Source organism: Streptomyces sp. NPDC046465 (assembly GCF_040646035.1).
GTDB lineage: Bacteria > Actinomycetota > Actinomycetes > Streptomycetales > Streptomycetaceae > Streptomyces.
The window spans coordinates 62,243-87,664 of sequence record NZ_JBEYZK010000024.1 but is presented as its reverse complement, the minus strand read 5'-3'; the positions used below and the strand labels follow the sequence as shown (position 1 = coordinate 87,664).

Genomic DNA, 25,422 nt, shown 5'->3' with positions numbered 1-25,422 from the left:
CTACGCCCCACCCACCCGGCGTACGACAGCGGCGGCGTACGACAGCTCCACTGGCAGCCGGTCAGGAACCAGGCCCTGCCCCTGTCGACTCCTCCGCCTCCACCTCCACGACCGACACCCACTTCCCCCACCGCTCGACGCTCACCCTGAGCCACGAGGAAGACCGGGTCTCCCCGGACCAATAGGCGTCCGCGCCCCGGCCGTGCCGCTGCAGCCCGCACTCGGTGAGTGCCTGGTGAAGCAGCGCCGCTTCGTTGTCTGCGACGGAAGCGCTGTCGTACTTCGTGATGCGCTGCCGCGCCGTGGCGCCCTTGTCGCTGTAGTAGTCCGTGCCGTACTGGATCTGGTCCGGTGCCGTGCGCTTCGCGTAGGACGCCGGGCAGCTCTTGGTGTCCCCCACTGCCGGGAGCGGCAGGTTCTCGGTGGACTCCTCTTCGTCGCCCCGCCACTGCCACTTCCGTTGGTCCGGCATGCTGTCCGGCGGGAGCAGGCGGACCATGCCTTCCACCATGAACGGGTTCTTCGACGGCGCCACCGCGGGTCGTACGTCGCGTCCCCGGTCGCCGTCCCCGGGCGCCGTCGCCACGACTGCCGCCCCGCCCACGACCACCACCGCCGCGACCGCCAGCGCGGTGCGCCGCCGTGCCGTGCGCCTGCGGCCACGCTCCCGCAGCTCAGCCCCGCTGGGCATCCGTACCGCGACCTCGTCCAGCAGTTCATCGGCCTTGACCTCAGCCATGACTGGCCACCCCCTCCGCGGTGCGTACCGCTGTGTCGGACAGACGCTCGCCCAGGATCTTCCTGGCCCTGCTCAACCGGGTGCGGACCGCGCCGTTGGAGGCCCCCGTCTCCCGGGCGACCTGCTCGACCGGAAGGTCCAGGAGGTGGTGCAGGACGACGGCCTGCCGCTGCTGCGGCGACAGCTCACGCAGCGCGTGCACCAGCGCCACGCGATCGGGGGAGAGTTCCGGCACGTCGACGGCGGCGCCGTGCCTACGGTGGGCCCGTACCCGGTTCCGTGTCCGGCGCCAAGTGCTGATGGCGAGCCGCGAGGCCACCGTCCGTACCCACGGCAGTGGGTCCCCTTCCGCAGTCAGCCGCTCCCACCGCTGCCAGGCCCGCACATAGGCCTCCTGCACGGCGTCCTCCGCTTCCGCCAGGTCGCCGGTCATGGCGTACACGGTGGAGACCAGGCGCTTGGCGGTAGCGGCATAGAACGCGTCGAACTCCGCCACTCCCCCGCCCGGGTCCAGCCCCTGATGCTGCAGCTTCTTCGCCATCTTCCCCGCCTGATGCCATGAGGTGTCGCCGAGCTCCGTCGCCGTGCGCGGCCTTGACTCATACACGCATGGGGCGGGCGGGATGTTACGGCGGCGGGGCGCAGTGGCAGATCCAGTTCATCCGCGGAGCGCGGGGCCGCCGTCCGTTCTGAGGGCCTGGAGGAGTCGGCTCAGGGCCCGGGGCGTCACTGTGGTGGCCTCCGTGGGCCGATCACTCTCACGAAGGTGCACGTGACCGGTGGGGCCGTCCGCCAACTCGACGCATTCGCCCTCGCCGCCGCCGCTGAACGAGGACTTCTGCCACCGAAGTTGGTTCATGGCGCTCCTTCTCAAAGGCTGTACATCACGTGCTGGATCAGGCTCAACGAGTCCCGTGCTGTGTGTGACTCCGGCGCCGCCTCCGGGTCGACGGGGTCCAGAGCCAGCACGGAGAGCCGTTCGAACATCTTGCCGTACTCATCGATGTGCTCTCCATCCCGCAAGAAGACGGAGTTCAGCGGGTGTTCCAGATAGACGGTGTCGAGCTCCGGGGCCGCGCCGCCGAAGATCGCGAACGAGCGGCTGTACGCGGAGTAGGCGCCCGCCTCGAACGGGAAGATCTGTAGCGTCACATGCGGCATCCTGGCCACCTCCATCAGGCGCAGCAGTTGCTTCCGCATCGTCTGGGGGCCACCGATCCGCGCGTGCAGTGCCGCTTCGTGGATGATCGCGCGGTACGGCACCGGCCGGTCGGCGGTGAGGACACGCTGCCGGGCCAGCCGAAACTCGCCATACCGGGCGGCCCCACCCACCACCAAAGACGCAGGCCCACCGACGTCCCCGCCCAACCGGCCACTCAGCTGGGATCCGTCGCTAGGCGCGCGTGCAGCTCCACGTCGTATCGGACGCCGTCGTACGACAGCTTCTGGCGCTGCAGGCCCTCCACCGCGAAACCCGTCGCGAGGGCCACCCGGCACGACGCGGGATTGTTCGTGCGGTGGCCCAGTTCCAGGCGGAACAGGCCGACTTCGGATAAGGCCCAACTCGCCGCCGCCCCGCATCCGTATGCCGCCACACCTCTACCCCGCGCCTCCGGTGTCGTCCAGTACGACACCCAGCCGGTGCCGTGAACGTGGTTCACTGCGCCCACCGCGACGTTGCCGAGAGCCGTGCCGTCCCCGTCGACCACTGCGAAGGCGTACGCCGATCCGGCGTCACGCTCGGCCTCGCGGCGCGCGATCCATTCGGCTGCCGACTCCGGGGAGCCCACGGGCGCGTCCGCCTGCCGCGCCATCTCCGGCTCGGAGAAAGCGGCCAGGACGGCGGCGGCGTCCTCTTCCCGCCAGGGGCGGAGGCTCAGGTCACCCACGGAGGGCGGGGGCGCGATCCGCCTTGAGGGCGCGGAGGAGCCCGTACAGGGCGCCGGGAGCCACCGTGGTGATCTCCGTGGGCCGATCACTCTCACGAAGGTGCACGTGACCGGCGGGGCCGTCCGCCAACTCGACGCATTCGCCCTCGCCGCCCGTGCTGAATGAGGACTTCTGCCAAGTGAGCTGGTACATCTGACTCCCTGCCTACAGTTCGTACATGATGTGCTGGATCAGGCTCAGCGAGTCCCGTCTGTCGTGGGACTCGGGTGCAGACTCGGGATCCACCGGCGCGAGCGCCAATTCGGAGAGCCGCTCGAACATCTTGCCGTACTGGTCGCTGGCCTCTCCATCCCCCAGGAAGACTGACCGCAGGGGATGTTCGAGGTAGACAGTGTCCAACTCTCGGCTGGCACCTCCGAAGAGGATGAACGGGCGGCTGAACGCCGCATAGGCTCCCCGCTCGAACGGGAAGACCTGCAACGTGACGTTGGGCAGCCGGGCGATCTCGATCAGCCTCAGCAACTGCTTGCGCATGGTCCTGGTGCCGCCCGTGTGCACGCGAAGCGCTGCCTCGTGAACGATCGCGTGGTACGGGACCGACCTCGGCTCCACCAGGATCCGTTGCCGGGCCCGGCGGAACTCGACGTATCGGCCCACGCGCGCCTGGTCCTGCTCCACCACGGTGACCACAGCGTGTGCGTAGTCCTCGGTCTGGAACATCCCCGGGATGAAGAGCGGCTCGTGGATACGGATATCGGAGCAGCGTGACTCAAGTTCCGCCAGGTCACGCGCCCTTGGGCCGATGAAGCCGCAGAACTCGTCCCACCATCCCGTGCCTCTCTCCTGCGCCATCGCCATGAGGCCGTCGAAGTAGGGCCCGTCGGGACACCCGTATTCCCGGAGCAGCTTGTACAACCGGTTGCGGGAGACGTCGATGCGTCCTGCCTCGATGTTGCTGATCCGGGTCCGATCCGCCTCGAGCAGCGCTCCAGCCTGGTCGCCGGACAGCCCCGCGCCGTTCCTCAGCAGGACATCATCCTCACGGACCAGGAAGACAGGTATCCGCCGGGCACCGTCACAGTCGACATCGACGACAAGCGTCTCGACGACTGAGGGCGCCCGGGACTGAAAGTCCCGGGCGCCCTCAGTCGCACGTTGCACGTCACGCGTCGCACGTCACGCGTCACACATCGGCGTCAGCCGACAAGTACCGCCTTCTCCTCGGCGAAGTGGCACGCCGACTCATGTGCCGCCGGAGTGTCCTGGCCCTTGAACCGCTCCGGGATCGCGAGCAGCGGGATCTCCTTGGCGCACTTGTCCTCCGCCTTCCAGCAACGCGTGCGGAAGCGGCAGCCCGAGGGCGGGTTGGCCGGGGACGGGACGTCGCCGGTGAGGATGATGCGCTCGCGGCCTTCGCGGGCCTGGGGGTCGGGCACCGGGACCGCCGAGAGGAGGGCCTGGGTGTACGGGTGCGTCGGGTGTTCGTAGATCTGCTCGTCGGAGCCGATCTCCGCCATCTTGCCCAGGTACATCACGCCGACGCGGTCGGAGATGTGCCGGACGATGGACAGGTCGTGGGCGATGAAGAGGTAGGAGAGGTTGAACTCGTCCTGGAGCTTCTCCATCAGGTTGATGACCTGGGCCTGGACGGAGACGTCCAGGGCCGAGACCGGCTCGTCGCAGATGATGATCTCGGGGTTGAGGGCCAGGCCGCGGGCGATGCCGATGCGCTGGCGCTGACCGCCGGAGAACTGGTGCGGGTAGCGGTTGATGTACTCCGGGTTCAGGCCGACCACGTCGAGGAGGTCCTGGACCTTCTGGCGCCGCGAGCCCTTCGGCGCGACCTCGGGGTGGATCTCGTACGGCTCGCCGATGATGTCACCCACCGTCATACGGGGGTTCAGCGACGTGTACGGGTCCTGGAACACCATCTGGATGTTGCGGCGCACCGCCTTGAGCGCGCGCCCCGACAGCTTGGTGATGTCCTGACCCTTGTAGAACACCTCGCCGGCCGTGGCCCGCTCCAGCGTCATCAGGAGCTTGGCGACGGTGGACTTGCCACAGCCCGACTCGCCCACGATGCCCAGCGTCTCGCCCTGGTAGAGGTCGAAGGAGATCCCGTCGACCGCCTTGACCGCCCCGACCTGCTTCTTGAACAGGATGCCCTGGGTCAGCGGGAAGTGCTTGACCAGGTTGCGGACCTGAAGGATCGGCTCACCGCGCTCGACGGGGGCCTCGATCGCGGCCACCGCCTCGTCGGCCGTGTTCGCGTCCACCGTCTCCACCTCGGAGACGTTGGGCGTGGCGTCGGCCGGCGCCGCGCCCGAAGCAGCCTTCGAAAGCTTCGCGGGCTGCGAGGGCTGCGAGGGCTTGGAGGCCTTGGAAGCCTTGGTCGGCTCAGCCATGGATCGTCTCCTTCCAGAAGTGGCACGCGCTGCCGCGGCCCGGCAGGTCACTGCCGTCCTGCTCGGTGACCGGCACCAGCGCCGGGATGTCCGTGCGGCAGATGTCCTGCGCCTTGGGGCAGCGCGGGTTGAACGCGCAGCCACCGGGGACCTTCAGCAGGTTGGGCGGCAGACCCTTGATCGCGTAGAGCTCGTGGCCCTTCTGGTCAAGGCGCGGGATCGAGTCCAGCAGACCCCGCGTATAGGGGTGGGCGGGGCGCTTGTACAGCTCGTGCACCGGCGCCGTCTCCACGATCCGGCCCGCGTACATCACCGCGATCTTGTCGGCGACGTCCGCGACCACACCCAGGTCATGGGTGATCAGGATCAGACCCATGTTGTACTCGCGCTGCAGCTCCGCAAGGAGGTCCATCACCTGGGCCTGCACCGTCACGTCCAGCGCCGTCGTCGGCTCGTCCGCGATGATCAGGTCCGGCTCCAGAGCAAGGGCCATCGCGATCATGATGCGCTGGCGCATGCCCCCGGAGAACTGGTGCGGATAGTCGTTCACCCGCTCCCGCGCCGCCGGGATCTTCACGCGCTCCATCAGCTCGATGGCCTTGGCCTTCGCCGCCTTACGGCTCAGCCCGTCGTGCACCCGGAACATCTCACCGAGCTGATAGCCCACCGAGAGCACCGGGTTGAGGGAGGAGAGCGCGTCCTGGAAGATCATCGCGATCTTCCGGCCGCGGATCTTCCGCCGCTGCTCGCCGGACATCTTCAGCATGTCCTGGCCGCGGAAGAGGATCTCACCGTGCGGGATCTTGCCCGGCGGCATGTCGAGAATGCCCATGATCGCCTGCGCGGTCACGGACTTGCCGGAACCGGACTCACCGAGCACGGCGAGCGTCTCGCCCGCGTCCACGCTGTAGTTGACGCCGTTCACGGCCTTGACCACGCCGTCACGGGTGTGGAACTCGACGTGCAGGTCCTTGACGTCAAGGAGCCTGCCGCTCTTCTCCTCGCCCCTGCGGGGAGCGGGGAAGGCGTCTTCTTTGATGTCGATGCTGGTCACGTTTACGCCTCCCTCAGCGCAGCTTGGGGTCGAGGGCGTCGCGCACCGCGTCGCCGAGCATGATGAACGCGAAAACCGTGATGCTCAGCATTCCCGCGGGGAAGAACAGTGCGTGCGGGTTGTCACGGATCGCCTTGCTGCCCTCGGAGATGTCGATGCCCCAGGAGATCGTCGGGTCGGCGAGGCCGAGTCCGAGGAAGGAGAGCGTCGCCTCTGCCGAGATGTAACCGCCCAGCGCGATCGTCGCGACCACGATGGTCGGCGCGATGGCGTTCGGCATCACGTGGCGGAACAGCATGCGGGTCGTGCCGGCGCCGAGTGCCCGGGCCGCCGTCACGTAGTCGGCCTGCTTGGCGCTGATCACGGAACTGCGCGTCACACGGGCGATCGAGGTCCAGCCGAGGAACGCGAGGGACGCGATGACCACGTAGACCTTGCGCTCGGTGAAGGCGTTCAGGATGACCATCGTGCCGAGCAGGAAGGGCAGACCGAAGAAGATGTCCGTGATACGGGAGATGACCGAGTCGATCCAGCCCCCGAAGTAGCCCGCCAGCATGCCGAGCAGGCCGCCGACCAGCGTCACGGCGGTGGTCACACCCACGCCGACCAGGATCGACGCGCGGGTTCCGTAGACGACCCGGGCGTAGATGGAGCGGCCCTGACCGTCGTAGCCGAACCAGTCGGCCTTGAAGAAGTGGCCCAGTTCCGGCTTGCTCAGGAAGTGGTTGGTCAGGTCTCCGTCGCGCGGGTCGGCGCTGGTGAACAGGCCGGGGAAGGTGGCGATGAGGATGAGCAGGACAAGCAGGGTCGCCGAGATCCAGAACATCGGGCGGTGACGCAGTTCGAACCAGGCGTCACCCCAGAGCGAACGGGGCTTCTCCCGCTCGCCGCCGACCTTGGCCTTGGTGGCGGAGACGCCCGCAGCCGCGGCGTCCGCGCCGTCTTCCGTGCGGGCCGTCGCCGTCGGACCGTCGACGGCCGTTTTGCTCACAGGTGCGTCAGGCATACCGGATCCTCGGGTCCAGGACCGCGTACAGCAGGTCGATGATCAGGTTGAGCAGCAGGATGACGAGGACGATGACCGTCACCACGCCGACGATCGTCGAGCCTTCGCTCGTCTGGATCGCCCTGTAGAGGAGGTTGCCCACGCCCTGCACGTTGAAGATGCCCTCGGTGATGACGGCACCGCCGATGAAGCCGCCGATGTCCGTGCCGATGAAGGTGATCACGGGAATCAGCGAGTTGCGCAGCAGGTGGACTCCCACGATGCGGCGGCGCGGCAGCCCCTTGGCCGTCGCGGTGCGCATGTAGTCGGCCCGCAGGTTCTCGGCGAACGTGGTGCGGGTCAGCCGTGCCACGTACGCCATGGAGAGCATCGCAAGGACGAACGCGGGCAGGAACAGCTGGGAGAGGTTCGTGGAGTCCTGCACATTGGGCGGCAGCCAGCCGAGTTCGTCCGCGAAGATGAACCGGGCGAGGTAGCCGAGTACGAACACCGGAATGGAGATCACGAACAGGGTGAAGACGAGGACGCCGGTGTCGGCCGCCTTGCCCGCCCGCAGACCCGCCCACGCACCGAGACCGATACCGACGATGATCTCGATGATGATGGCGAGCGCGGTGAGTCTGAGCGTCACCGGGAACGCCTCCGACATCACGTCGACGACCTCGCGGCCGCCGAACGTCCGGCCGAAGTCCCCTTGGAAGAGGTTGGCCATGTAGTCGGTGTATTGCTTCCACACGGGCTGATCGAGCCCGAACTCATGGCGCAGTGCCGCGACCTGTGCGGGGTCGGCGGCCTTGTCGCCCCACATCGCCCGGATGGGATCTCCGGGAAGGATGTGGACCATGAGGAAAATCAACAGAGTGGTCCCGATGAAGATCGGGATCATCTGGAGCAGTCGCCTGGCGGCGTAGCGCCCCATCATGCCTCCATGCCGTGAGGGGTCGGCGAGGCCCGCGCAAACTCCTCAACCGCAGGGTGGGGGTGGAGAGTCACGGACCTGCGCCTCGGTCGGGTGTCGCCGCTCCGGCTCGGAGCGGCGACACCCGACGACGGTCCCGATGCTTACTTCTGCTTCACCTGAACGTCGGTGAAGAGGGGGTCGCCGTCCTGGCCGTAGGGGATCTTGCCGAGGATGTTCTTCGACTGGCCGCTGTTGACCTTGTAGAACCACAGCGGGATGGCCGGCATCTCCTTGACGAGGATCTGCTCCGCCTCCTGGTACAGCTTCACGGTCTCGTCGAGCGTGGCGGCCTTGTCGGCCTTGGTGCTCAGCTCGTCGAACTTCTTGTTCGAGAAGCCGCTGGTGTTACCGGCGGCCTTGGAGCCGTACAGGTCCCGCATGAAGTTCGAGTTGACGGGGTAGTCGAGCACCCAGCCACCGCGGTACATGGACTTGACCTGCTTGTTGTCACGCGCGTTCAGGTCGGCCTGGAAGGTCGGCTTGGAGGCACCGACGCACTCGACGCCGACGTTCTTGCGGATGCTGTTGCAGACCGCGTCGACCCACGGCTTGTGGTCCTGGTCGGCGTTGAACTGGATCGAGATCTTGTTCTCCGGAACACCGCCGCCCTCCTTGATGAGAGCCTTGGCCTTCTTCGGGTCGAACTTGGCGACGTCACCGAGGGCGCCGTCCTTGTGGCCGAGCACACCGCGCGCGACGAAGGAGTCGGCCGGGGTACGCGTGCCGTGCAGCACCTTCGCGGTGATCGTCTCGCGGTCGATCGCCATGGACAGACCCTGGATGACCTTGGGGTCGATGTCCTTGAACTGCTTGGAGTAGAACGCCGGGACGATCGACTGGACCGCCGAGTACTCCTGGTCGATCGCGCGGTCGCCGAGGTCCTGCTTGTAGTTCGTCAGCGCGGTGGTCGGAACCTGCTCGATCCAGTCGAGGCTGTCCGAGCGCAGGTCCGAGTAGGCGGCGTCGGCGGTCGTGTAGTTCTTGAAGTCGATGCCGCCGTTCTTCGCCGCGTTCGGGCCCTTGTAGCCGTCGAACTTACGGACCTTGATCAGCTTGTTGTGGTCCCACGAGACGAACTTGTAGGGGCCGTTGCCGACCGGCTTCTGGCCGAACGCCTTCGGGTCCTTGAAGAAGGCCTCCGGGAGCGGCGCCCACACGTCGTAGCCGAGCTTGTACGCGAAGTACGAGACGGGGCTGTTGAGCGAGATGGTGAAGGTGTTCTCGTCCACGACCTTCAGACCCGACATCTTGTCGGACTTGGGCTTCCCCTTCTCGGGGTGGACGTCCTCGTAGCCCTTGATGTCGGCGAACCAGCTGGAGTTGGTCTGGTTGTTCGACACGTTGGCCGACCAGTTCCAGGAGTCCACGTAGGACTTCGAGGTCACCGGGGTGCCGTCGTGGAACTTCCAGCCCGGCTTGAGCTTGACGGTCCAGACCGAGGAGTCCTTGTTCGGCTTGACCGACTCGGCGTTGATGTTCACCAGGTCGCCGGAACCGGGCTTGTAGTCGACCAGACCCGCGAAGACCGTGCGCAGAACGCGGCTGCCCTGGCTCTCCTTGGCGTTGGCCGGCTGCAGCGGGTTCTGCGGCTCGCTGAGCTGCGCGGTGACAATGCCCTTCGGGTCCGCCTTGCCCTTGTTCATGTCGCCACCGCTGTCGCTGCCACCGCCGCAGGCGGTCGCCGCCAGAGAGACGGTTATCGCGCACGCGACCCACTTGGCGCTCTTGGCACCACGCATGGGGTTCCTCCTCATGAGTCCACTTGTTCACTACAAGAGGGGGTACGAGCAACCACGCCGACACCCCTGACGGCGAAGATCGAGTACCCCAGTGTGCTCGTGAGTCGGCGCTCCCCACAGCGCGTGACCCATTGACCCGAGCTATACGCGGTCAACTATTAGCCATGAGGTACCGGTCGACCACACCCTTTTGGTCTCGGTTCAATCACACCTGACGCGTACAACTTCCAAAATCCGGACAAACCGATCCGAGATAGATGGTTGCGAAACGGACGTGTTACACATCTAACGGTCAGTGACGTCCGGATAGCGGACGTTCCTCAGCCAAAAACCGGTTGCCGGGAACCCCTCGACCGACCGTGGCCACACCGTACTCGCCAGGAGAAACACAGAAGGCCGATCCCCGCCGAACCCCCTCGGGGGCGGCGGAAATCGGCCTCGTGGCAACTGAGTGCCACTAACTGCCTACATCAGCGGGTCAGTTGTGCTTGGCACGCGACGCGGTACGGCCGCGCAGCTTCTGGTCCAGGACGACCTTGCGGATGCGCACGGACTCCGGGGTCACCTCGACGCACTCGTCGTCGCGGCAGAACTCCAGGGACTGCTCAAGGGAGAGCTTGCGCGGCGGCACGATCGCCTCGAACGAGTCGGCGGCGGCCGAGCGCATGTTGGTGAGCTTCTTCTCCTTGGTGATGTTCACGTCCATGTCGTCGGCGCGCGAGTTCTCGCCGACGATCATGCCCTCGTACACCTCGGTGCCGGGCTCGGTGAACAGCACGCCGCGCTCCTGGAGGTTCGTCATCGCGAAGGCGGTGACGGCGCCGGCGCGGTCGGCGACCAGGGAGCCGTTGTTACGGGTCTTCAGCTCGCCGAACCACGGCTCGTGGCCCTCGTGGATGGAGTGGGCGATGCCGGTGCCGCGGGTGCTCGTCAGGAACTCCGTACGGAAGCCGATGAGGCCGCGGGAGGGCACGACGAACTCCAGGCGGACCCAGCCGGAGCCGTGGTTCGACATGTTGTCCATGCGGCCCTTGCGGACGCCCATGAGCTGCGTGACGGAGCCCATGTGCTCCTCGGGCACGTCGATGGTCATGCGCTCGACCGGCTCGTGCGTCTTGCCGTCGATCTGCTGCGTGACGACCTGCGGCTTGCCGATGGTCATCTCGAAGCCCTCGCGGCGCATCTGCTCGACCAGGATGGCGAGCGCCAGCTCACCGCGGCCCTGCACCTCCCAGGCGTCGGGGCGCTCGGTCTCCAGGACGCGCAGCGAGACGTTACCGATCAGCTCGCGCTCCAGGCGGTCCTTGACCTGGCGGGCGGTGACCTTGCGGTCCTTGACCGCGGCCTTGGCGTCCGCGCCCTTGCCGGTGCCACCGCGGCCGACCAGCGGCGAGGTGTTCGTACCGATGGTCATGGAGATCGCCGGCTCGTCGACCGTGATCAGCGGCAGCGCGATCGGGTTCTCCGGGTCGGCGAGGGTCTCGCCGATCATGATGTCGGGGATACCCGCGACCGCGCAGATGTCACCCGGGCCCGCCACCTCGGCCGGCTTGCGGGTGAGCGCCTCGGTCATCATCAGCTCGGTGATGCGGACGTTGGCGATGGTGCCGTCGCGCTTGATCCACGCGACCGTCTGGCCCTTGCGCAGCTCGCCCTGCTCGACGCGGAGCAGCGCGATACGGCCGAGGAAGTTGTCCGCGTCGAGGTTGGTGACGTGCGCCTGCAGGGGCGCGGCCTCGTCGAACGTGGGGGCCGGGACGCTCTCCAGGATCGTGGAGAAGAACGGCTCCAGGTTGGTGGAGTCCGCCGGGACCGTGCCGTCGACCGGCTTGGTCAGCGAGGCGACGCCGTCACGGCCACAGGCGTAGACGATCGGGAACTCGATCTGGTCCTCGTCCGCGTCCAGGTCCAGGAAGAGGTCGTACGTCTCGTTGACGACCTCGTCGATGCGCGAGTCCGGGCGGTCCGTCTTGTTGATGCACAGGATGACGGGCAGCCGCTGCTGCAGCGCCTTGCGCAGCACGAAGCGGGTCTGCGGCAGCGGACCCTCGGAGGCGTCGACCAGCAGGACGACCGCGTCCACCATCGACAGACCGCGCTCGACCTCGCCACCGAAGTCGGCGTGGCCGGGGGTGTCGATGATGTTGATCGTGATCGGTTCCCCGCCGTCCTTGGGGTGATACTTCACCGCCGTGTTCTTGGCGAGGATCGTGATGCCCTTCTCACGCTCCAGGTCGTTCGAGTCCATCATGCGGTCGTCGAGGGACTCGGCGGCGTGCGCGGCGAAGGAACCGGCCTGCTTGAGCATGGCGTCGACGATGGTCGTCTTGCCGTGGTCGACGTGAGCGACGATGGCGACGTTACGGATGTCGTGGCGCGTGGCCATAGTGCGGCGTACTCCTGGAGAGTGGGGACGGTCGCGCGTACGTCTGAAGTACACGAACCCTGCCGGGCTGGACACGCCACGGCCTCACCCCAGTCTACGGGCCTTCCGCGGAGGCAGCCTCCGCGGGGGCGTCACGGGGGTGGGGAAAGCCTCGGGAACTTTGGGGAAACAGCAGGTCAATGGGTGGGTATGAGCTTGCCCGCCGGGGTCCCCGGCGGGCAAGAGAGTTGAGCGGAATCTGAGCAGAGGGCCCCCGCCGAGGTAGGGCCCTCGCTATCCGGCGGAGGGGCTGCCCGAGGGCTTCGCGCCCTGCTTCAGGAAGCCGATGTCCTCGTAGTGCGGGGCCTGGAAGCCGAAAGCTCCCGCATTCGCCAGATTTGCACGGGCCGCCATCAGCTGGGGGCGCTGGTAGAGCGGGATGGAGCCCGCCTCGGCCCAGATACGGGCGTCCGCCTTCTTGACCAGGGAGAGTGACGTTTCCTCATCGAGCTCGCTGACCGCCTGGTCGAAGAGCTGGTCGATGTGGTCCGTGCCGACGCGCGTGTAGTTCTGCTCGACGTTCAGCGACCCGTCCGCGGCCGGGACCGGCTTGGCGAAGATCGGGCGGGCGTCGGTGGCGGGGAAGGCCGACGCGGGCCACGAGTACAGGGCCAGGTCGTACTGACCGGACGCGATGTGGTCCTTGAAGTAGCTGTCGTCGGCGACCTTCGCCGTCTCCGTACGGACGCCGATCTTCTCCAGCATCCGCGAGATCCGGTCGGCCACCGCGCGCAGCGGCTCCGAGCCGTCGCCGGAGGGCAGGACGAAGCGGAGGGTGAGGGGCTTGCCGTCCTTGGCCATCGGCCCGGCAGCGGCCGCGCCCGCGGTTTTCGGGGCGGCGGTGCCCTTGGGTGCGTACGCACCGGCGACACCGGCCTTGGCGTGGTCCTTGGCTTTGGCCTTGGCTTTGGCCTTGGCGTGCTCCTTGGCCTTGGCCTTGGACTCGGCCTTCGACTCGCCCTTGGACTCGGCCTTGGAGTGCTTGCCGGTGTGCTTGGCCTTCGAGTGCTCGCCCGGCTCCTTCTTCTTCTCCTTGTCGGCCTCGCGGGTCAGTCCGAGGGCATCGGCCTGCCGGTTGAGGACGGCCCGCTGATAGGCGGCCGCGGGCGCCGGGGCGAGCACCGTGGTGCCGGACTCGGCGGGCTTGCCGTCGTCCTCGCCCACGATGTACGTGCCGTCGCCCGACTCCTCCTCGGAGTCCGCCTTCGCCTTCTTCGCGCCCGCCTCGCCGCCCGCCGTCTTCGCGTCCTTGTCCTTCTTCCCCTTCAGGGGGGCGCCCGGCGTCCAGCCCGCGTCCGCGAGCAGCGCCCGCGCCTCGGCGGTGTCCTGCTCGCCGAGGGCCCCGCTGTTGTCCGCGTACGCCTGCTGACCTGCGAGGGCGAGGTGGCTGCCGACCGGCACCGCGGGCAGGCCGAGGGGCTTGAGTACGGTCTTCGCGAGCTCCTCGCGGTTCAGGGCGCGGGCCACCGCGCGACGCACGCGGTCGTCGGCGAGCGGTCCCTCTGAGCCGTTGAGGGCGAGCTGGGTGTAGGCCGGTTCCAGGGACTTGCGGACCACGTAGCCGCGCAGGCCCTCCTGCTCGGTCGCGTACTTCTTGACGGCCTTGCGCGTCTTGGCGCGGGCCTTGGTCTCCGCGTCGGCGGCCTCCTCGTCGGAGCCGTGCGCGAGGGCCCAGGAGCGGAGCGACTTGGCGGGGGTCAGCGCGGCGCCGGGGCCGTGCGCCGGGGTGCCCTGCCCGGCCTGCGCGCCCTGCGCGCCCTCCGCGCCCTGCCCCTCCTGCGCGCCCTGTCCGCCCTGCCCGTCCTTGTCGCCCTTGTCGCGGGCGGCCAGGCCGATGCGGCCCGCCTCCGCCGAGTCGACCGCGGCCAGGTCGACCTTGTTCTGGGCGAGCGCCCCGGCCCGCTCGGCGCGCGCCACCCGGCGCAGCACGATCTTGTCGAGCTTGGCCGGGCTGCCCCACCAGCGCGGATTGCGCTCCAGCGTCACGTCGCCGGCCTTCTGGTCGACGGCCGCGAGCACGAAGGGGCCCGCGGTCGCCCTCAGCTTGCGGCGGGCGCCGTCGTTGAAGGTGTCGGGGGCGCCCATGACCTGCTTGGGGTAGAGCGGCGAGAACAGGGAGCGCCAGTCCGCGTACGGCTTGGCGAAGGTGACCCGCACCTCCAGATTGTTCGCGCCGCGCTCGATCTTCTGGATGCGGTCGTAGCCGGCGTTGCGTGCCGTCCAGTACGCGGAGTCCTTGCCGGACAGGGCCCGCCACTGAGCCGCGAAGTCATCGGCGCCGATCTCCCGGCCGTCGCTCCAGACCGCCTGCTGGTTGAGCTTGTACAGGACAACCTGCTGGGGCTCGCGCTCGACGACCTTCGCCGACTCCAGGAAGTCGGCGTTGAGCTGCGACCTGCCCTGCGCGTCGAGGCGGAACAGGGACGGCAGGACCGCGCCCGCGACGCGTGCGGTGCCGTCGTCGGCGTCGGACTGGAAGGAGTTGAACGTCTCGGGCAGCGCGTCGACCGCCCAGTTCATGGTGCCGCCGTCGGCGACCAGGTCCCGGGCGGCGGGAGCGACGTCCTGTCCCGCGGTCGGCCGCCCCGCCTCGTCGTTCGAGCTGCATCCTGCGAGGGCGGGCAGGGCCAGCACCCCCGTCGCGAGGAACACGACAGATCTGACTCTGGCGCGGTCGTGGGACATGGCTGGTACCTCCGGGGTCCGGGGCTCGCCCGGCCGCCCGCTACCAGGACCGGGCCGGGTTTGATCACGTTTGGCGGTATATGGAGCTGATCACATCTATCGCTCCACTGAAGGCGAAGGGACACACCCCGCGGGGGAGGCACGACGCGGGGGCGCCCATATCCCACTCGTGCGGCCCAATGGGGCGATCGCCATCGGTCGCCATCGGTCGCCATCGGTCTTCGCCGGTCGAGGTCGGCGGGATCAGCGCGTGATCCGGCGCATTCACCGCTGTCGATCCGGCAATCGATGCAGATCCCTTCACAAGCCGGGATGTGACGCGCGACACTCGCAGGCGCATGAGCGTTGCCACCGCACACCCGAAGTGAGGGCAAGTAATGGCTCTGCACGATGAATTGACGGCTGTTCAACGATGCGTGGACGACCTCGTCCGCTCCGTCGGGAGACTGGAGCAGCAGGCCGACGGAGCGCTGGCGGGCGGAGCGCTGGCGGGCGTCGACGTACGCCGGGTGCGTACGGACACCGACCATCTGCGCGAGAGCGTGGCCCTGCTGCGCGCGGCGGCCCCGCCACCGTCGGCGTCCCGCACCGAACCACCCCCGCGCGAATTCGTGACCATCCCCGACACCCCGTACGACAGCTCTCTGTGGGCGAACGCCGGAGACCTCGACGACGAGGGCCTGGGCGGCTGCGACCGCCACGCACCCTGACCCGCACCCCTCTCGCAGACCCGCCCCGACCCGCCCCGACCCGGGCCGCACCCCGCACCCCGAACACTCCGCACGTACGCACGCACCCGCAGAGCCTTCCCCCATCCGAGGACGAAGGAGTGGAGCCTCGTTGGCCACCGGCACGGAACCCCAACCGAAGAGCGGAACGGCCCCCGGCGGCGTGCGCGACGGCACGCGCGCCGCGATCACCGCTGCCCATCTGCGGACCGACCGATGGTGGCTGGCGCCCGCGGCGACCGCCGCCGGACTGCTCGCCTTCGTCGTCTACTCGACCTGGCGGGCCTTCGCGAACGCGGACTACTACGCGGCGCCCTACGTCTCGCCGTTCTACTCGCCGTGCGTCGCCGAGAACTGCGAGCCGATGCGCTCGGGGCCCAACTGGGAGATCTTCGGCAGCTGGTGGGGCCTGTCCCCCTCGGTGCTCATCCTGATCTTCCCGCTCGGCTTCCGGCTGACCTGCTACTACTACCGCAAGGCCTACTACCGCGGCTTCTGGGCGTCGCCGCCCGCCTGCGCGGTCGCCGAACCGCACAAGAAGTACACGGGCGAGACCCGCTTCCCGCTGGTCCTTCAGAACATCCACCGGTACTTCTTCTACGCCGCCGTGCCGGTGGCGGGCATCCTCACGTACGACGCCGTGCTCGGCTTCCGCGACGAGCACTACGAGTGGGGCCACATGGGGCTCGGCACCCTCGTCCTCCTCGTCAACGTCGTGCTGATCTGGATCTACACGCTCTCCTGCCACTCCTGCCGGCACGTCATCGGCGGCAAGCTCAAGCACTTCTCCAAGCACCCGGTGCGGTACCGCATGTGGCAGTGGACCGGCAAGCTGACCAACCATCACATGCTGCTCGCCTGGACGTCGTTGGCGAGCGTCGCGCTCGCCGATCTCTACGTCTATCTGGTCGCGAGCGGCGCCTTCGACGATCCGCGCTTCTTCTAATGGACGGGACCAGCTGATGTCTCAAGTGGACCGGCAGCAGTGGGACGTCGTCGTGGTGGGGGCCGGTGGCGCGGGCCTGCGGGCGGCGATCGAGGCGCGCGAACAGGGCGCGCGTACGGCGGTGATCTGCAAGTCCCTGTTCGGCAAGGCACACACCGTGATGGCGGAGGGCGGCATCGCCGCCTCCATGGGCAATGTGAACTCCGGTGACAACTGGCAGGTCCACTTCCGCGACACCCTGCGCGGCGGAAAGTTCCTCAACCAGTGGCGCATGGCCGAACTGCACGCCCGCGAAGCACCCGACCGCGTATGGGAGTTGGAGACCTGGGGCGCCCTGTTCGACCGCACCCCGGACGGCCGGATCTCGCAGCGCAACTTCGGCGGTCACGAGTACCCGCGCCTCGCGCACGTCGGCGACCGCACCGGCCTGGAGCTGATCCGCACGCTTCAACAGAAGATCGTGGCGCTACAGCAGGAGGACTACAAGGAGTTCGGGGAGTACGAGGCGCGCCTGAAGGTCTTCCAGGAGTGCACGGTCACCCGGGTCCTGAAGGAGGAGGACGACGGTTTCGGCGAGGGCGGGCGGGTCAGCGGGACCTTCTGCTACGACCGGGAGTCGGGCCGCTTCTTCATTCTTGAGGCCCCCTCCGTGGTCCTGGCCACGGGCGGCATCGGCAAGTCCTTCAAGGTGACGTCGAACTCGTGGGAGTACACGGGCGACGGGCACGCGCTCGCGCTGCTCGCCGGGGCGCCCCTGCTGAACATGGAGTTCGTGCAGTTCCACCCGACGGGCATGGTCTGGCCCCCGTCGGTCAAGGGCATCCTCGTCACCGAGTCCGTGCGCGGCGACGGCGGGGTCCTGCGCAACTCCGAGGGCAAGCGGTTCATGTTCGACTACGTGCCCGACGTCTTCAAGGAGAAGTACGCGCAGTCCGAGGAGGAGGGCGACCGCTGGTACGAAGACCCGGACCACAACCGGCGGCCCCCCGAACTCCTCCCCCGTGACGAGGTCGCGCGCGCCATCAACGCCGAGGTCAAGGCGGGCCGCGGCTCGCCGCACGGCGGGGTGTTCCTCGATGTGTCGACGCGCATGCCCGCCGAGGTCATCAAGCGCCGACTGCCGTCCATGTACCACCAGTTCAAGGAGCTGGCGGACGTGGACATCACCGCGGAGGCGATGGAGGTCGGGCCGACCTGCCACTACGTGATGGGCGGCATCGCGGTCGACTCCGACAGCGCCGCCGCACGCCGCGTCGCCGGGCTCTACGCCGCGGGTGAGGTCGCGGGCGGCATGCACGGCTCCAACCGGCTGGGCGGCAACTCCCTCTCCGACCTGCTGGTCTTCGGGCGGCGCGCGGGGCTGCACGCGGCCAGGTACGCCGCGGGCCTCGCCGCCCGCCCCGCCGTGGACGAGGAACAGGTCGCCGCGGCGGCCGCGGAGGCGCTGCGGCCGTTCAGCGCGGAGGGCCCGGAGGACGGGACGCCGCACGAGAATCCGTACACCCTCCACCAGGAACTGCAGCAGACCATGAACGACCTGGTCGGCATCATCCGCCGCGAGGCCGAGATGGCGCAGGCCCTGGAGAAGCTGGCCGAGCTGCGGGTGCGGGCGCGGCGGGCCGGGGTCGAGGGCCACCGCCAGTTCAACCCCGGCTGGCACCTCGCCCTCGACCTGCGCAACATGCTCCTGGTCAGCGAGTGCATCGCGCGGGCCGCCCTGGAGCGCACGGAGAGCCGCGGCGGTCACACCCGCGAGGACCACCCGGCGATGAACCGCGAGTGGCGCCGCGCCAATCTGCTCTGCCGACTCGCCGACCCCACCGGGGGGTTGGCGGCCACCGGTGCCGTACGCGGCCAGATCGACCTGGTCCGCGTGGAGACCGAGCCCATCCGCCCGGACCTGCTCGCCCTCTTCGAGAAGGAGGAGCTGGTCAAGTACCTGGCTGAAGAGGAGCTGTACGAGTGAGTTCGTACGACGCGCAATTCAAGGTCTGGCGCGGGGATCCCGGCGGCGGCGACCTGGAGGACTACAAGGTCGAGGTCAACGAGGGCGAAGTGGTGCTCGACATCATCCACCGCCTCCAGGCCACCCAGACCCCCGACCTCGCCGTCCGCTGGAACTGCAAGGCGGGCAAGTGCGGTTCGTGCTCGGCGGAGATCAACGGCAGGCCGCGGCTGCTGTGCATGACGCGGATGTCGGTCTTCGACCAGGACGAGGTCATCACGGTGACGCCGCTGCGCGCCTTCCCCGTGGTGCGCGATCTGGTGACGGACGTCGGCTTCAACTACACGAAGGCGCGCGAGGTCCCGGCGTTCGTGCCGCCCGCGGATCTCGGGCCCGGCGAGTACCGCATGCAGCAGGAGGACGTGGACCGCCCGCAGGAGTTCCGCAAGTGCATCGAGTGCTTCCTGTGCCAGGACACGTGCCACGCGGTGCGTGACCACGAGGAGAACAAGGGCGTCTTCGCCGGGCCCCGGTTCCTGATGCGGGTCGCCGAGCTGGACATGCACCCGCTGGACGCGGCGGCGGAGTCCGGCCTCGACCGCAAGCGGACCGCGCAGGACGAGCACGGGCTCGGCTACTGCAACATCACCAAGTGCTGTACGGAGGTGTGCCCCGAGGGCATCAAGATCACGGACAATGCGCTGATCCCCTTGAAGGAACGGGCGGTCGACCGCAAGTACGATCCGCTGGTGTGGCTGGGCAGCAAGATCCGGCGGCGCACGGAGTAGCGGGCCGGTCGGGCGTCGAAGTTGCCGGGGGCCGTCCACGGAGGACCGCGCCGCCTCCCCGGTCGCGGCGGGTCGGATGCCGCCATACGCTCGCACGTGTGACGTCGTCCCCGCGTATGGCCGCCGTGCGGGCAGCAGTGGCCGCGGTGGCCCTGCTGCTCGGGTGGCTCCTGCCGCTGTGGCCCTCCCCCGCGGTCGCCGACGCCCCGGTCACGCTCTCGCGCACCGGCCAGATCACCGACAGGACCGACGCTCTCAACGACCACGTACGTGACTTCTCCGGCCGCTCGGCGCAGAGCTGGGCGGACGCCACCGCCGAGCGGGGCGGGCCCGGGCCCGACGACGTGCTGCTCGCCGTCGCGACGCACGACCGCCGGTTCGCCCACTCCGTGGACGACGGCTCCCGGCTCACCGACGCACAGCTCCGCTCCGTGGCCACCACCGCGATCAGGCCCGCCCCGCGCCGGAACGACTGGGCCGGGGCGGCCGTCGGCGCCGCGGACGGCTACCGCGCCGTGCTCGCCGGACACCCCGTGCGCACCCCGGCACTCGCCCCGGGCCCGGCCGACCCGGGCGGCGCGGGCGGCGCGGGCAGCGCGGACGGCGCGGGCAGCGCGGGCAGCGCGGGCAGCGCGGGCAGCGCGGACGGCGCGGACGGCGCGGACGGCGCGGACGGCGCGGGCGGCGCGGGCGGCGCGGGCGATTCCGGGACCGGTGACCTCGTGCTGCCCGTGGCGGTGGCATGCGCGGCCGGGATCGCCGCGACGGTCGCGTACAAACGGCGCAGGAAGCGCGCCACCACCCGTACGACGCCCGGCGGCTGGGGGCAGGGCGCGGGCCGCAGCCCCACCCCGCTCACCCCGCTGCCCGAGCTCGACGACGCGTTCCCCGACGACGATGCCACCAGGCACCGCATGCTGGGCGAGATCGTCGCGCGCTGCACGGACGCGGGCCGCCGCCTGGCCGCCGAGACGGCATACCGGCAGGTCACGGTGCGGACCGAGGCCGCAAGGAACACCCTCGCGGGCCTGCGTGAGACCTACGCGCCCACCGCATCCGACGCGGCGCTCGGCCACCTCGAACAGGCCAAGGACCGCCTGGCCTTCGCCGCCACCCACCTCGACCGGACCCGGAGCTGCGCCGACGCGGGCGAGAACGGCAAGGCGGCCGTCCACCTGCGTGCCGCTGAGGGCGCGGTCTACCAGGCAGGCACGTTCGTGGACGCCATCGACCGCCTGGCCGCCGAGCTCGCACTGGCCGCCGAGAAGCTGCCCGGCGCGCTCACCGAGTCCGAGGCGGACCTCGCCGACGCGCGCGGCCTCCTCGAAGGCACCGCGGAAGGCGTCTCCACGGCCGATCTGCGGAGCCGGGTCGCCCGCGCGGAGTCGGTCGTCGCCGCGGTGCGCGGGCAGATGTCCGCGGGGCCTCACGACCCCATCGACGCCCTGCGCCGCGTGGGGGAGGCGGACGCCGCACTCGACGCGGCCCTCGCCGGAGCCCGCGAACGCGAGGTCACAGAGCGCCGTTCCCGCACCCTGCTCTCCCAGACGCTGCTCACCGCGCGCAGCGCCGTGGGGGCGGCGACGGACTTCGTCACGACGCACCGCGGTGCCGTCGGCAGCGAGGCACGGACCCGCCTGACCGAAGCTCAGCGCCACCTGGCCCAGGCCGGGGCGGCGGCCCAGGACGCCGACGCCACCGCCGCGCTCGCCGACGCCCGGCAGGCCGACTCGCTGGCCCGGGAGGCGCAGCACCTCGCCGAACTGGACGTACGGCGCTGAGCGTGGATGTACGAACGCACCCCCATCGCTGCGCACCCCCATCGCTGCGCACCGCCGTAGCTGCACACCGCCGTAGCTGCGCGCGGGCGGAAACGCCGAGGAGGCCGACAAGTCCGACCGGCTCGCCAAGGTGGCGCTCGGGCGTCAGCTGCGGTCCGGGCTCGACCGGATGAAGTCAGGACTGGCTTCAGAACAGGCTGAGCAGCGCCTCCGCCGCGTCCATCGGCTCCGCGTCGCCGGGCAGCGCGAGTTCGAACCAGACCGTCTTGCCGTGCGGCGTCCTGCGCGAGCCCCAGGCCGCGCTGAGCAGGCCGACCAGTTGCAGCCCGCGCCCGCCCTCGTCGGTGTCCCTGGCCCGGCGGCGGCGCGGCTGGACGAAGCCGCCGTCCCACACCTCGCACACCAGCGTGCGGTCGAGCAGGATGCGCAGTCTGATGTCGCCCTCGCCGTACCGCAAGGCGTTGGTGACGAGCTCGCTGACCAGGAGTTCCGCGGTGTCGCAGAGCCGTTCGAGGTCCCAGGAGCGCAGCTGGTCGCAGGCCAGTTCGCGGGCGCGGCCCACCGATTTGGGGTCGCGCGGCAGCGTCCAGTCGCCGACGTGCTCGGCGGGCAGGCCCTCGACACGCGCCATCAGGAGCGCGATGTCGTCCTCTCCGTGGTGGGTGTCGAGCGTGTTCAGGACGTGGTCGCAGAGGTCCTCGAGGACGGGCGGCGCGTCGTTGAGGGCGCTCACCAGGGCGTTCAGGCCCTCGTCGAGCGGGTGGTCGCGGGATTCGACGAGGCCGTCGGTGTAGAGCGCGAGGAGCGCGCCCTCGGGGAGCTCGACCTGGACGTCCTCGAAGGGCTCGCCGCCGACGCCGAGCGGCATGCCCGGCGGCACGTCGAGCATCAGCGCGGACTCGCCGGGCTCCACGAGCACGGGCGGCAGATGTCCGGCGTTGGCGAAGGTGCAGCGGCGGGTGACGGCGTCGTAGACCGCGTACACGCAGGTGGCGAGGTACACCTCGCTGAGGTCCGCGTCCGCCGCCTTGCGGGCCGCGCGCGTGGACTGCTGCGGTCCTGCCGGGTTGCCGAGGCCGCGGGCGACCTCGTCGAGGGCGGAGAGCACCTCGGCGGGCTCCAGGTCGAGGAGGGCCAGGGTGCGGACGGCGGTGCGCAGTTCGCCCATGGCGACGGCGGCCCGCAGGCCGCGGCCCATGACGTCGCCGACGACCAGGGCCGTGCGGTGGCCCGGCAGCTCGATGACGTCGAACCAGTCGCCGCCGACCTCCGTGGCCGCGTTGCCCGGCAGGTAGCGGCAGGCGATGTCGAGGCCGGACGCCTCGGGGTCGCCGGGCGGCAGCAGGGACCGCTGCAGTATCAGCGCGCGTTCGTGCTCACGGCGGTACAGGCGGGCGTTGTCGATGCAGACGGCGGCGCGCGCGGCCAGTTCGACGGCGAGCGCCCGGTCGCGCTCGCCGAAGGGTTCGCTGCCCTTCGTACGGGAGAACTGGGCGAGGCCGACCACGGTGTCGTGGGCGACCATCGGCACGGCGAGCGTCGACTGGACGAGGCCGCCGGTGCGCCGGCTCGCCGAATCGTCGTCGTCGCCGGTGATCAGGCGGGGGCGGGCCGCGCGCAGGGCGTCGGCGCAGGGCGAGGTGAAGGCGTAGCGGTGCACGGCGCCGACGGCGACGGGCCCGGTGCCCGCGGGGAACGGAGCGTCGGCGACGGCGCTCGCGAAGGCCACCCGGCGCAGTTCGGCGCTGCCGTCGGCGAGTCCCGGCGGGGTCTCGTCGCCGTCGAGGAGCCCCTGGTAGAGGTCGACGGAGGCGAGGTCGCAGAAGCCGGGCACGGCGACGTCGAGCAGCTCGCGGGCGGTGGTCTCCAGGTCGAGGGAGTTGCCGATGCGGGCGCCCGCTTCGTTCAGGAGGGCCAGATTGCGCCGCGCGTGGGCGGCCTCGCGGGCGGCGGCGTGCCGCCGGGTGACGTCGGTGCCGAGGCCCGCGACGCCGATGGGGCGGCCCGAACCGCTGTGTACGCGGTAGAGGTTGATCGACCAGTGCCTGCGGTCGCTGCTGCCGGGCGCGGGGCCCACTATCTGCATGTCCGTCACGGCGTCGCCGGTCTCCAGGACCCGCTTCAGGGCGGCGGCCATGCGGTCGGCCTCGTGGCGCGGCAAGTAGTCGTGGACGGTGCGGCCGCGCTGGTCATCGATGCCGCCGCCGAAGACCTCGGCGAACCGGCGGTTGGCGCGCTGCACCTTCAGGTCCGTGCCGAACAGCAGGAAGCCGAAGGGCGATTGGCCGAAAATGGCTTGCGAGGCGGCGAGGTCCGTCTCGATCTGCCGGAGCGCGCGGACGTCGACGACGATGCAGACGGCGGCCCGTTCACCGTCCTCGGTCTCGGTCGGCATGACGTAGATCTCGGCGATGCCTTCCAGGCCGCTGGAGCCGCCGGAGCCACTGGACCCGCTGGAGCCGCCGGGGCCGCCAGGGCCGCCAGGGCCGCCCCGATGGCCGTAGGACGGCTGCGAGTCCGCCGGAAGCCGGAAGGGGACGACCCCCGTCCACTCCCGTCCGTCGAGGATCTCCGCCATCTTGCGGTGCCCGCCCGCACGCAGCTCCGGCGGCACGAAGGCCTCGATGGGGTCCTTGCCCACGGCGTCCCGCGCCGCCACGCCGAACAGCCGCTCGGCCCGCACGCTCCACTGGTCGACCAGGCCGTCGGCGCCGATCGAGAACGAGGCGACCTTGATGTAGTCGTATATCGAACCCGGCGGGTTGCGCTGCCACGTCTCGTCGACCGGGCGGTCGCCGAACGGGCCCTCGCCCGCCCCGTCGCCCGGTGCGGCGTCTCCCGCCGCGTCGTCCGTGGCCCCTTGGGCCCTCGCGTCGCCCGACGGACCGTCGCTCTCCGTCGCCTTCGCTGGTATCTCGCTCACGCGAACCGTCCCCTCCAGCTCACCGCGTCCGGCACCGGTCACCGCGTACGGCTGACCGCAGTATCCAGCACTACGGTGCCGCGCCACACGGCGTTCACGATCACAGCACGTACTCGACGCTTTTTGGCCCGTGCCGCCCTTGTGCCGGACGCCTATCGCACACTGCCAGTCTTCTAACCCGGCAACGCCAGCTCGAACCACACCGTCTTCCCCGTCCTGCCCGTACGACCCGGCCGCGTCCCCCAGCGCCGCGACGAGCGCGAGACCAGCTGCAGGCCGCGCCCGCCCTCGTCGTCGGGTGCGGCCATGCGCTCCAGAGGCGGGTCGGGGAGCGGGTCGGAGACCTCCACGAGGAGCGTGCCCGTGGGCCCCTCGGGCCGTACGAGCCGTACGCCGATGGGCCCGGAGGCATGGCGCAGCGCGTTGGTCACCAGTTCGCTGACGAGCAGCGCGGTGATGTCGCTCAGGGCCGCGAGGCCCCAGTCCGCGAGCTGTTTGCGTACGACGGCCCGTGCGGTGCGGACCGCGCCGGGGTCCGCGGGAAAGGCCCACTCGGCGCAGTCGCCTTCGGTGTCGATCACGCCGATCACTTCCAGACCAGTAGCTGAACCTGTCCGGTTTCATGGGGTTAATGGGCACATACCCGATATCCAGCGGGGTTACCGCGCACCCCGGCGCACTGTGGCACGAACGGCGCAGGAGGAATCAATGCGCGGCGTGCGGCGCGCCGAGCGCCGCCTCGACGGCGGGCACGTCCGCGGTCAGCCAGTCGACCGACCAGACGGCGTCGGGAGCGAGCCAGCGCAGTTCGTCGTGGTCCTGCAAGGGGCGCGGTTCACCCGAGACGAGCCGGGCCGTCCACACCCGCAGGACGTACCCCTTGGCCAGCGGCCACTCGCCGGGCACACGGCCGGTCAGTTCGGCCTCGACACCCAGTTCCTCGCGGAGCTCGCGCACCAGCGCGTCCTCGCACCGCTCGCCGGGTTCGACCTTGCCGCCGGGCAGCTCCCAGCCGCCCGCGAGCTCGGGAGGCGCGCTGCGCCGTGCGGCGAGCAGGCGTCCGTCGGCGTAGAGGGCGGCGCCCACCACGACCCGCTCGTTTCCGTCCGCCGCGATGTTTCCGTTCATGTGCCGGAGCTTAGGCCAGGCTTGTCCGGCGGCGGACGGACGGTGCCTGTCCGGCGGCGGACGAACGGTTCAGCGGCCGCTGCCGTTCTGGCTCAGCCTCTCGACGGAGTAGAGCTGCCGGTGGCCGCGGTCGTCGAGGCTGTCCACGATCCGCTGCGCCTCGGCCTTCGTCGCGTACCTGCCCACGCGATAGCGGTTGCCGTCGCCGTCCTGCCGTATCACGAACCAGGGCAGCAGGCCTGTTCCGTCATTCATCGCGCCCCTCCGCTCGCCACCCCC

Annotated in this window: 23 protein-coding genes; 5 read left to right on the top strand and 18 right to left on the bottom strand. The window is 69.9% G+C overall.

What is annotated here, in order from left to right; genetic code table 11:
* Window positions 1-61 precede the first annotated feature (61 nt).
* From ABZ953_RS31485 to ABZ953_RS31420, 14 genes are all read right to left on the bottom strand, one after another.
* Window positions 62-739 (bottom strand): hypothetical protein, encoded by a 678-nt coding sequence (locus tag ABZ953_RS31485; RefSeq protein ID WP_361730989.1) that lies wholly within the window; start codon window positions 737-739, stop codon window positions 62-64.
* Window positions 732-1,280, bottom strand: coding sequence for a SigE family RNA polymerase sigma factor (locus ABZ953_RS31480; RefSeq protein WP_361730986.1), 549 nt, complete (start codon window positions 1,278-1,280; stop codon window positions 732-734). The genes ABZ953_RS31485 and ABZ953_RS31480 overlap by 8 nt, the downstream gene beginning before the upstream one ends.
* A gap of 117 nt (window positions 1,281-1,397) precedes the next feature.
* Window positions 1,398-1,598, bottom strand: coding sequence for a DUF397 domain-containing protein (locus ABZ953_RS31475; RefSeq protein WP_361730983.1), 201 nt, complete (start codon window positions 1,596-1,598; stop codon window positions 1,398-1,400).
* 11 nt (window positions 1,599-1,609) lie between these two features.
* Complete coding sequence (locus ABZ953_RS31470; protein WP_361730980.1) at window positions 1,610-2,071, bottom strand: DUF5753 domain-containing protein; 462 nt, start codon at window positions 2,069-2,071, stop codon at window positions 1,610-1,612.
* A gap of 44 nt (window positions 2,072-2,115) precedes the next feature.
* On the bottom strand, window positions 2,116-2,628 hold the full coding sequence (locus ABZ953_RS31465; protein WP_361730977.1) for a GNAT family N-acetyltransferase: 513 nt from the start codon (window positions 2,626-2,628) through the stop codon (window positions 2,116-2,118).
* On the bottom strand, window positions 2,621-2,821 hold the full coding sequence (locus ABZ953_RS31460; RefSeq protein ID WP_361730974.1) for a DUF397 domain-containing protein: 201 nt from the start codon (window positions 2,819-2,821) through the stop codon (window positions 2,621-2,623). The genes ABZ953_RS31465 and ABZ953_RS31460 overlap by 8 nt, the downstream gene beginning before the upstream one ends.
* Before the next feature lie 12 nt (window positions 2,822-2,833).
* The gene (locus ABZ953_RS31455; protein WP_361730971.1) at window positions 2,834-3,790 is read right to left on the bottom strand and encodes a helix-turn-helix transcriptional regulator; all 957 of its coding nucleotides are present in this window, start codon (window positions 3,788-3,790) and stop codon (window positions 2,834-2,836) included.
* Window positions 3,791-3,825: 35 nt separating this feature from the next.
* Complete coding sequence (locus ABZ953_RS31450; RefSeq protein WP_361730968.1) at window positions 3,826-5,034, bottom strand: dipeptide ABC transporter ATP-binding protein; 1,209 nt, start codon at window positions 5,032-5,034, stop codon at window positions 3,826-3,828.
* Window positions 5,027-6,088, bottom strand: a complete 1,062-nt coding sequence (locus tag ABZ953_RS31445) for an ABC transporter ATP-binding protein (protein ID WP_361730965.1) — start codon at window positions 6,086-6,088, stop codon at window positions 5,027-5,029. Before ABZ953_RS31445 ends, ABZ953_RS31450 begins: the two co-directional genes overlap by 8 nt.
* Window positions 6,089-6,101: 13 nt before the next feature.
* A complete protein-coding gene (locus tag ABZ953_RS31440) occupies window positions 6,102-7,094 on the bottom strand; it encodes an ABC transporter permease (RefSeq protein ID WP_361730962.1) in 993 nt (330 codons plus the stop codon).
* Entirely contained in the window at window positions 7,087-8,013 is a 927-nt protein-coding gene (locus ABZ953_RS31435) for an ABC transporter permease (protein ID WP_361730959.1), read from the bottom strand. The genes ABZ953_RS31440 and ABZ953_RS31435 overlap by 8 nt, the downstream gene beginning before the upstream one ends.
* A gap of 143 nt (window positions 8,014-8,156) precedes the next feature.
* Window positions 8,157-9,794, bottom strand: a complete 1,638-nt coding sequence (locus ABZ953_RS31430) for an ABC transporter substrate-binding protein (protein ID WP_361730956.1) — start codon at window positions 9,792-9,794, stop codon at window positions 8,157-8,159.
* 478 nt (window positions 9,795-10,272) lie between these two features.
* Window positions 10,273-12,180: a translational GTPase TypA gene (typA, locus tag ABZ953_RS31425; protein ID WP_361730953.1), complete on the bottom strand. Its 1,908-nt coding sequence runs from the start codon at window positions 12,178-12,180 to the stop codon at window positions 10,273-10,275.
* 273 nt (window positions 12,181-12,453) lie between these two features.
* Complete coding sequence (locus ABZ953_RS31420) at window positions 12,454-14,904, bottom strand: ABC transporter family substrate-binding protein (RefSeq protein ID WP_361730950.1); 2,451 nt, start codon at window positions 14,902-14,904, stop codon at window positions 12,454-12,456.
* A 377-nt stretch (window positions 14,905-15,281) separates the two neighbouring features.
* Here ABZ953_RS31420 and ABZ953_RS31415 point away from each other — a divergent pair, with 377 nt between their 5' ends.
* The 5 genes from ABZ953_RS31415 to ABZ953_RS31395 all read left to right on the top strand — a co-directional run bounded on the left by ABZ953_RS31415 (window position 15,282) and on the right by ABZ953_RS31395 (window position 21,092).
* On the top strand, window positions 15,282-15,614 hold the full coding sequence (locus tag ABZ953_RS31415) for a hypothetical protein (protein ID WP_361730947.1): 333 nt from the start codon (window positions 15,282-15,284) through the stop codon (window positions 15,612-15,614).
* Window positions 15,615-15,744: 130 nt separating this feature from the next.
* The gene (locus tag ABZ953_RS31410; protein ID WP_361730944.1) at window positions 15,745-16,578 is read left to right on the top strand and encodes a hypothetical protein; all 834 of its coding nucleotides are present in this window, start codon (window positions 15,745-15,747) and stop codon (window positions 16,576-16,578) included.
* Window positions 16,579-16,594: 16 nt separating this feature from the next.
* The gene (locus ABZ953_RS31405; RefSeq protein ID WP_361730941.1) at window positions 16,595-18,544 is read left to right on the top strand and encodes a fumarate reductase/succinate dehydrogenase flavoprotein subunit; all 1,950 of its coding nucleotides are present in this window, start codon (window positions 16,595-16,597) and stop codon (window positions 18,542-18,544) included.
* Window positions 18,541-19,311, top strand: coding sequence for a succinate dehydrogenase/fumarate reductase iron-sulfur subunit (locus ABZ953_RS31400; RefSeq protein ID WP_361730939.1), 771 nt, complete (start codon window positions 18,541-18,543; stop codon window positions 19,309-19,311). Before ABZ953_RS31405 ends, ABZ953_RS31400 begins: the two co-directional genes overlap by 4 nt.
* Before the next feature lie 116 nt (window positions 19,312-19,427).
* A complete protein-coding gene (locus tag ABZ953_RS31395; RefSeq protein WP_361731085.1) occupies window positions 19,428-21,092 on the top strand; it encodes a TPM domain-containing protein in 1,665 nt (554 codons plus the stop codon).
* Between the two features lie 187 nt (window positions 21,093-21,279).
* On the opposite strand, the gene ABZ953_RS31390 is transcribed toward ABZ953_RS31395, so the two are convergent.
* From ABZ953_RS31390 to ABZ953_RS31375, 4 genes are all read right to left on the bottom strand, one after another.
* Window positions 21,280-24,015 (bottom strand): SpoIIE family protein phosphatase, encoded by a 2,736-nt coding sequence (locus ABZ953_RS31390; RefSeq protein WP_361730936.1) that lies wholly within the window; start codon window positions 24,013-24,015, stop codon window positions 21,280-21,282.
* Between the two features lie 173 nt (window positions 24,016-24,188).
* Complete coding sequence (locus ABZ953_RS31385) at window positions 24,189-24,605, bottom strand: ATP-binding protein (RefSeq protein ID WP_361730933.1); 417 nt, start codon at window positions 24,603-24,605, stop codon at window positions 24,189-24,191.
* 115 nt (window positions 24,606-24,720) lie between these two features.
* The gene (locus ABZ953_RS31380) at window positions 24,721-25,143 is read right to left on the bottom strand and encodes a (deoxy)nucleoside triphosphate pyrophosphohydrolase (RefSeq protein ID WP_361730931.1); all 423 of its coding nucleotides are present in this window, start codon (window positions 25,141-25,143) and stop codon (window positions 24,721-24,723) included.
* Between the two features lie 69 nt (window positions 25,144-25,212).
* Complete coding sequence (locus ABZ953_RS31375) at window positions 25,213-25,398, bottom strand: SPOR domain-containing protein (RefSeq protein WP_361730928.1); 186 nt, start codon at window positions 25,396-25,398, stop codon at window positions 25,213-25,215.
* Between the last annotated feature and the right edge of the window lie 24 nt (window positions 25,399-25,422).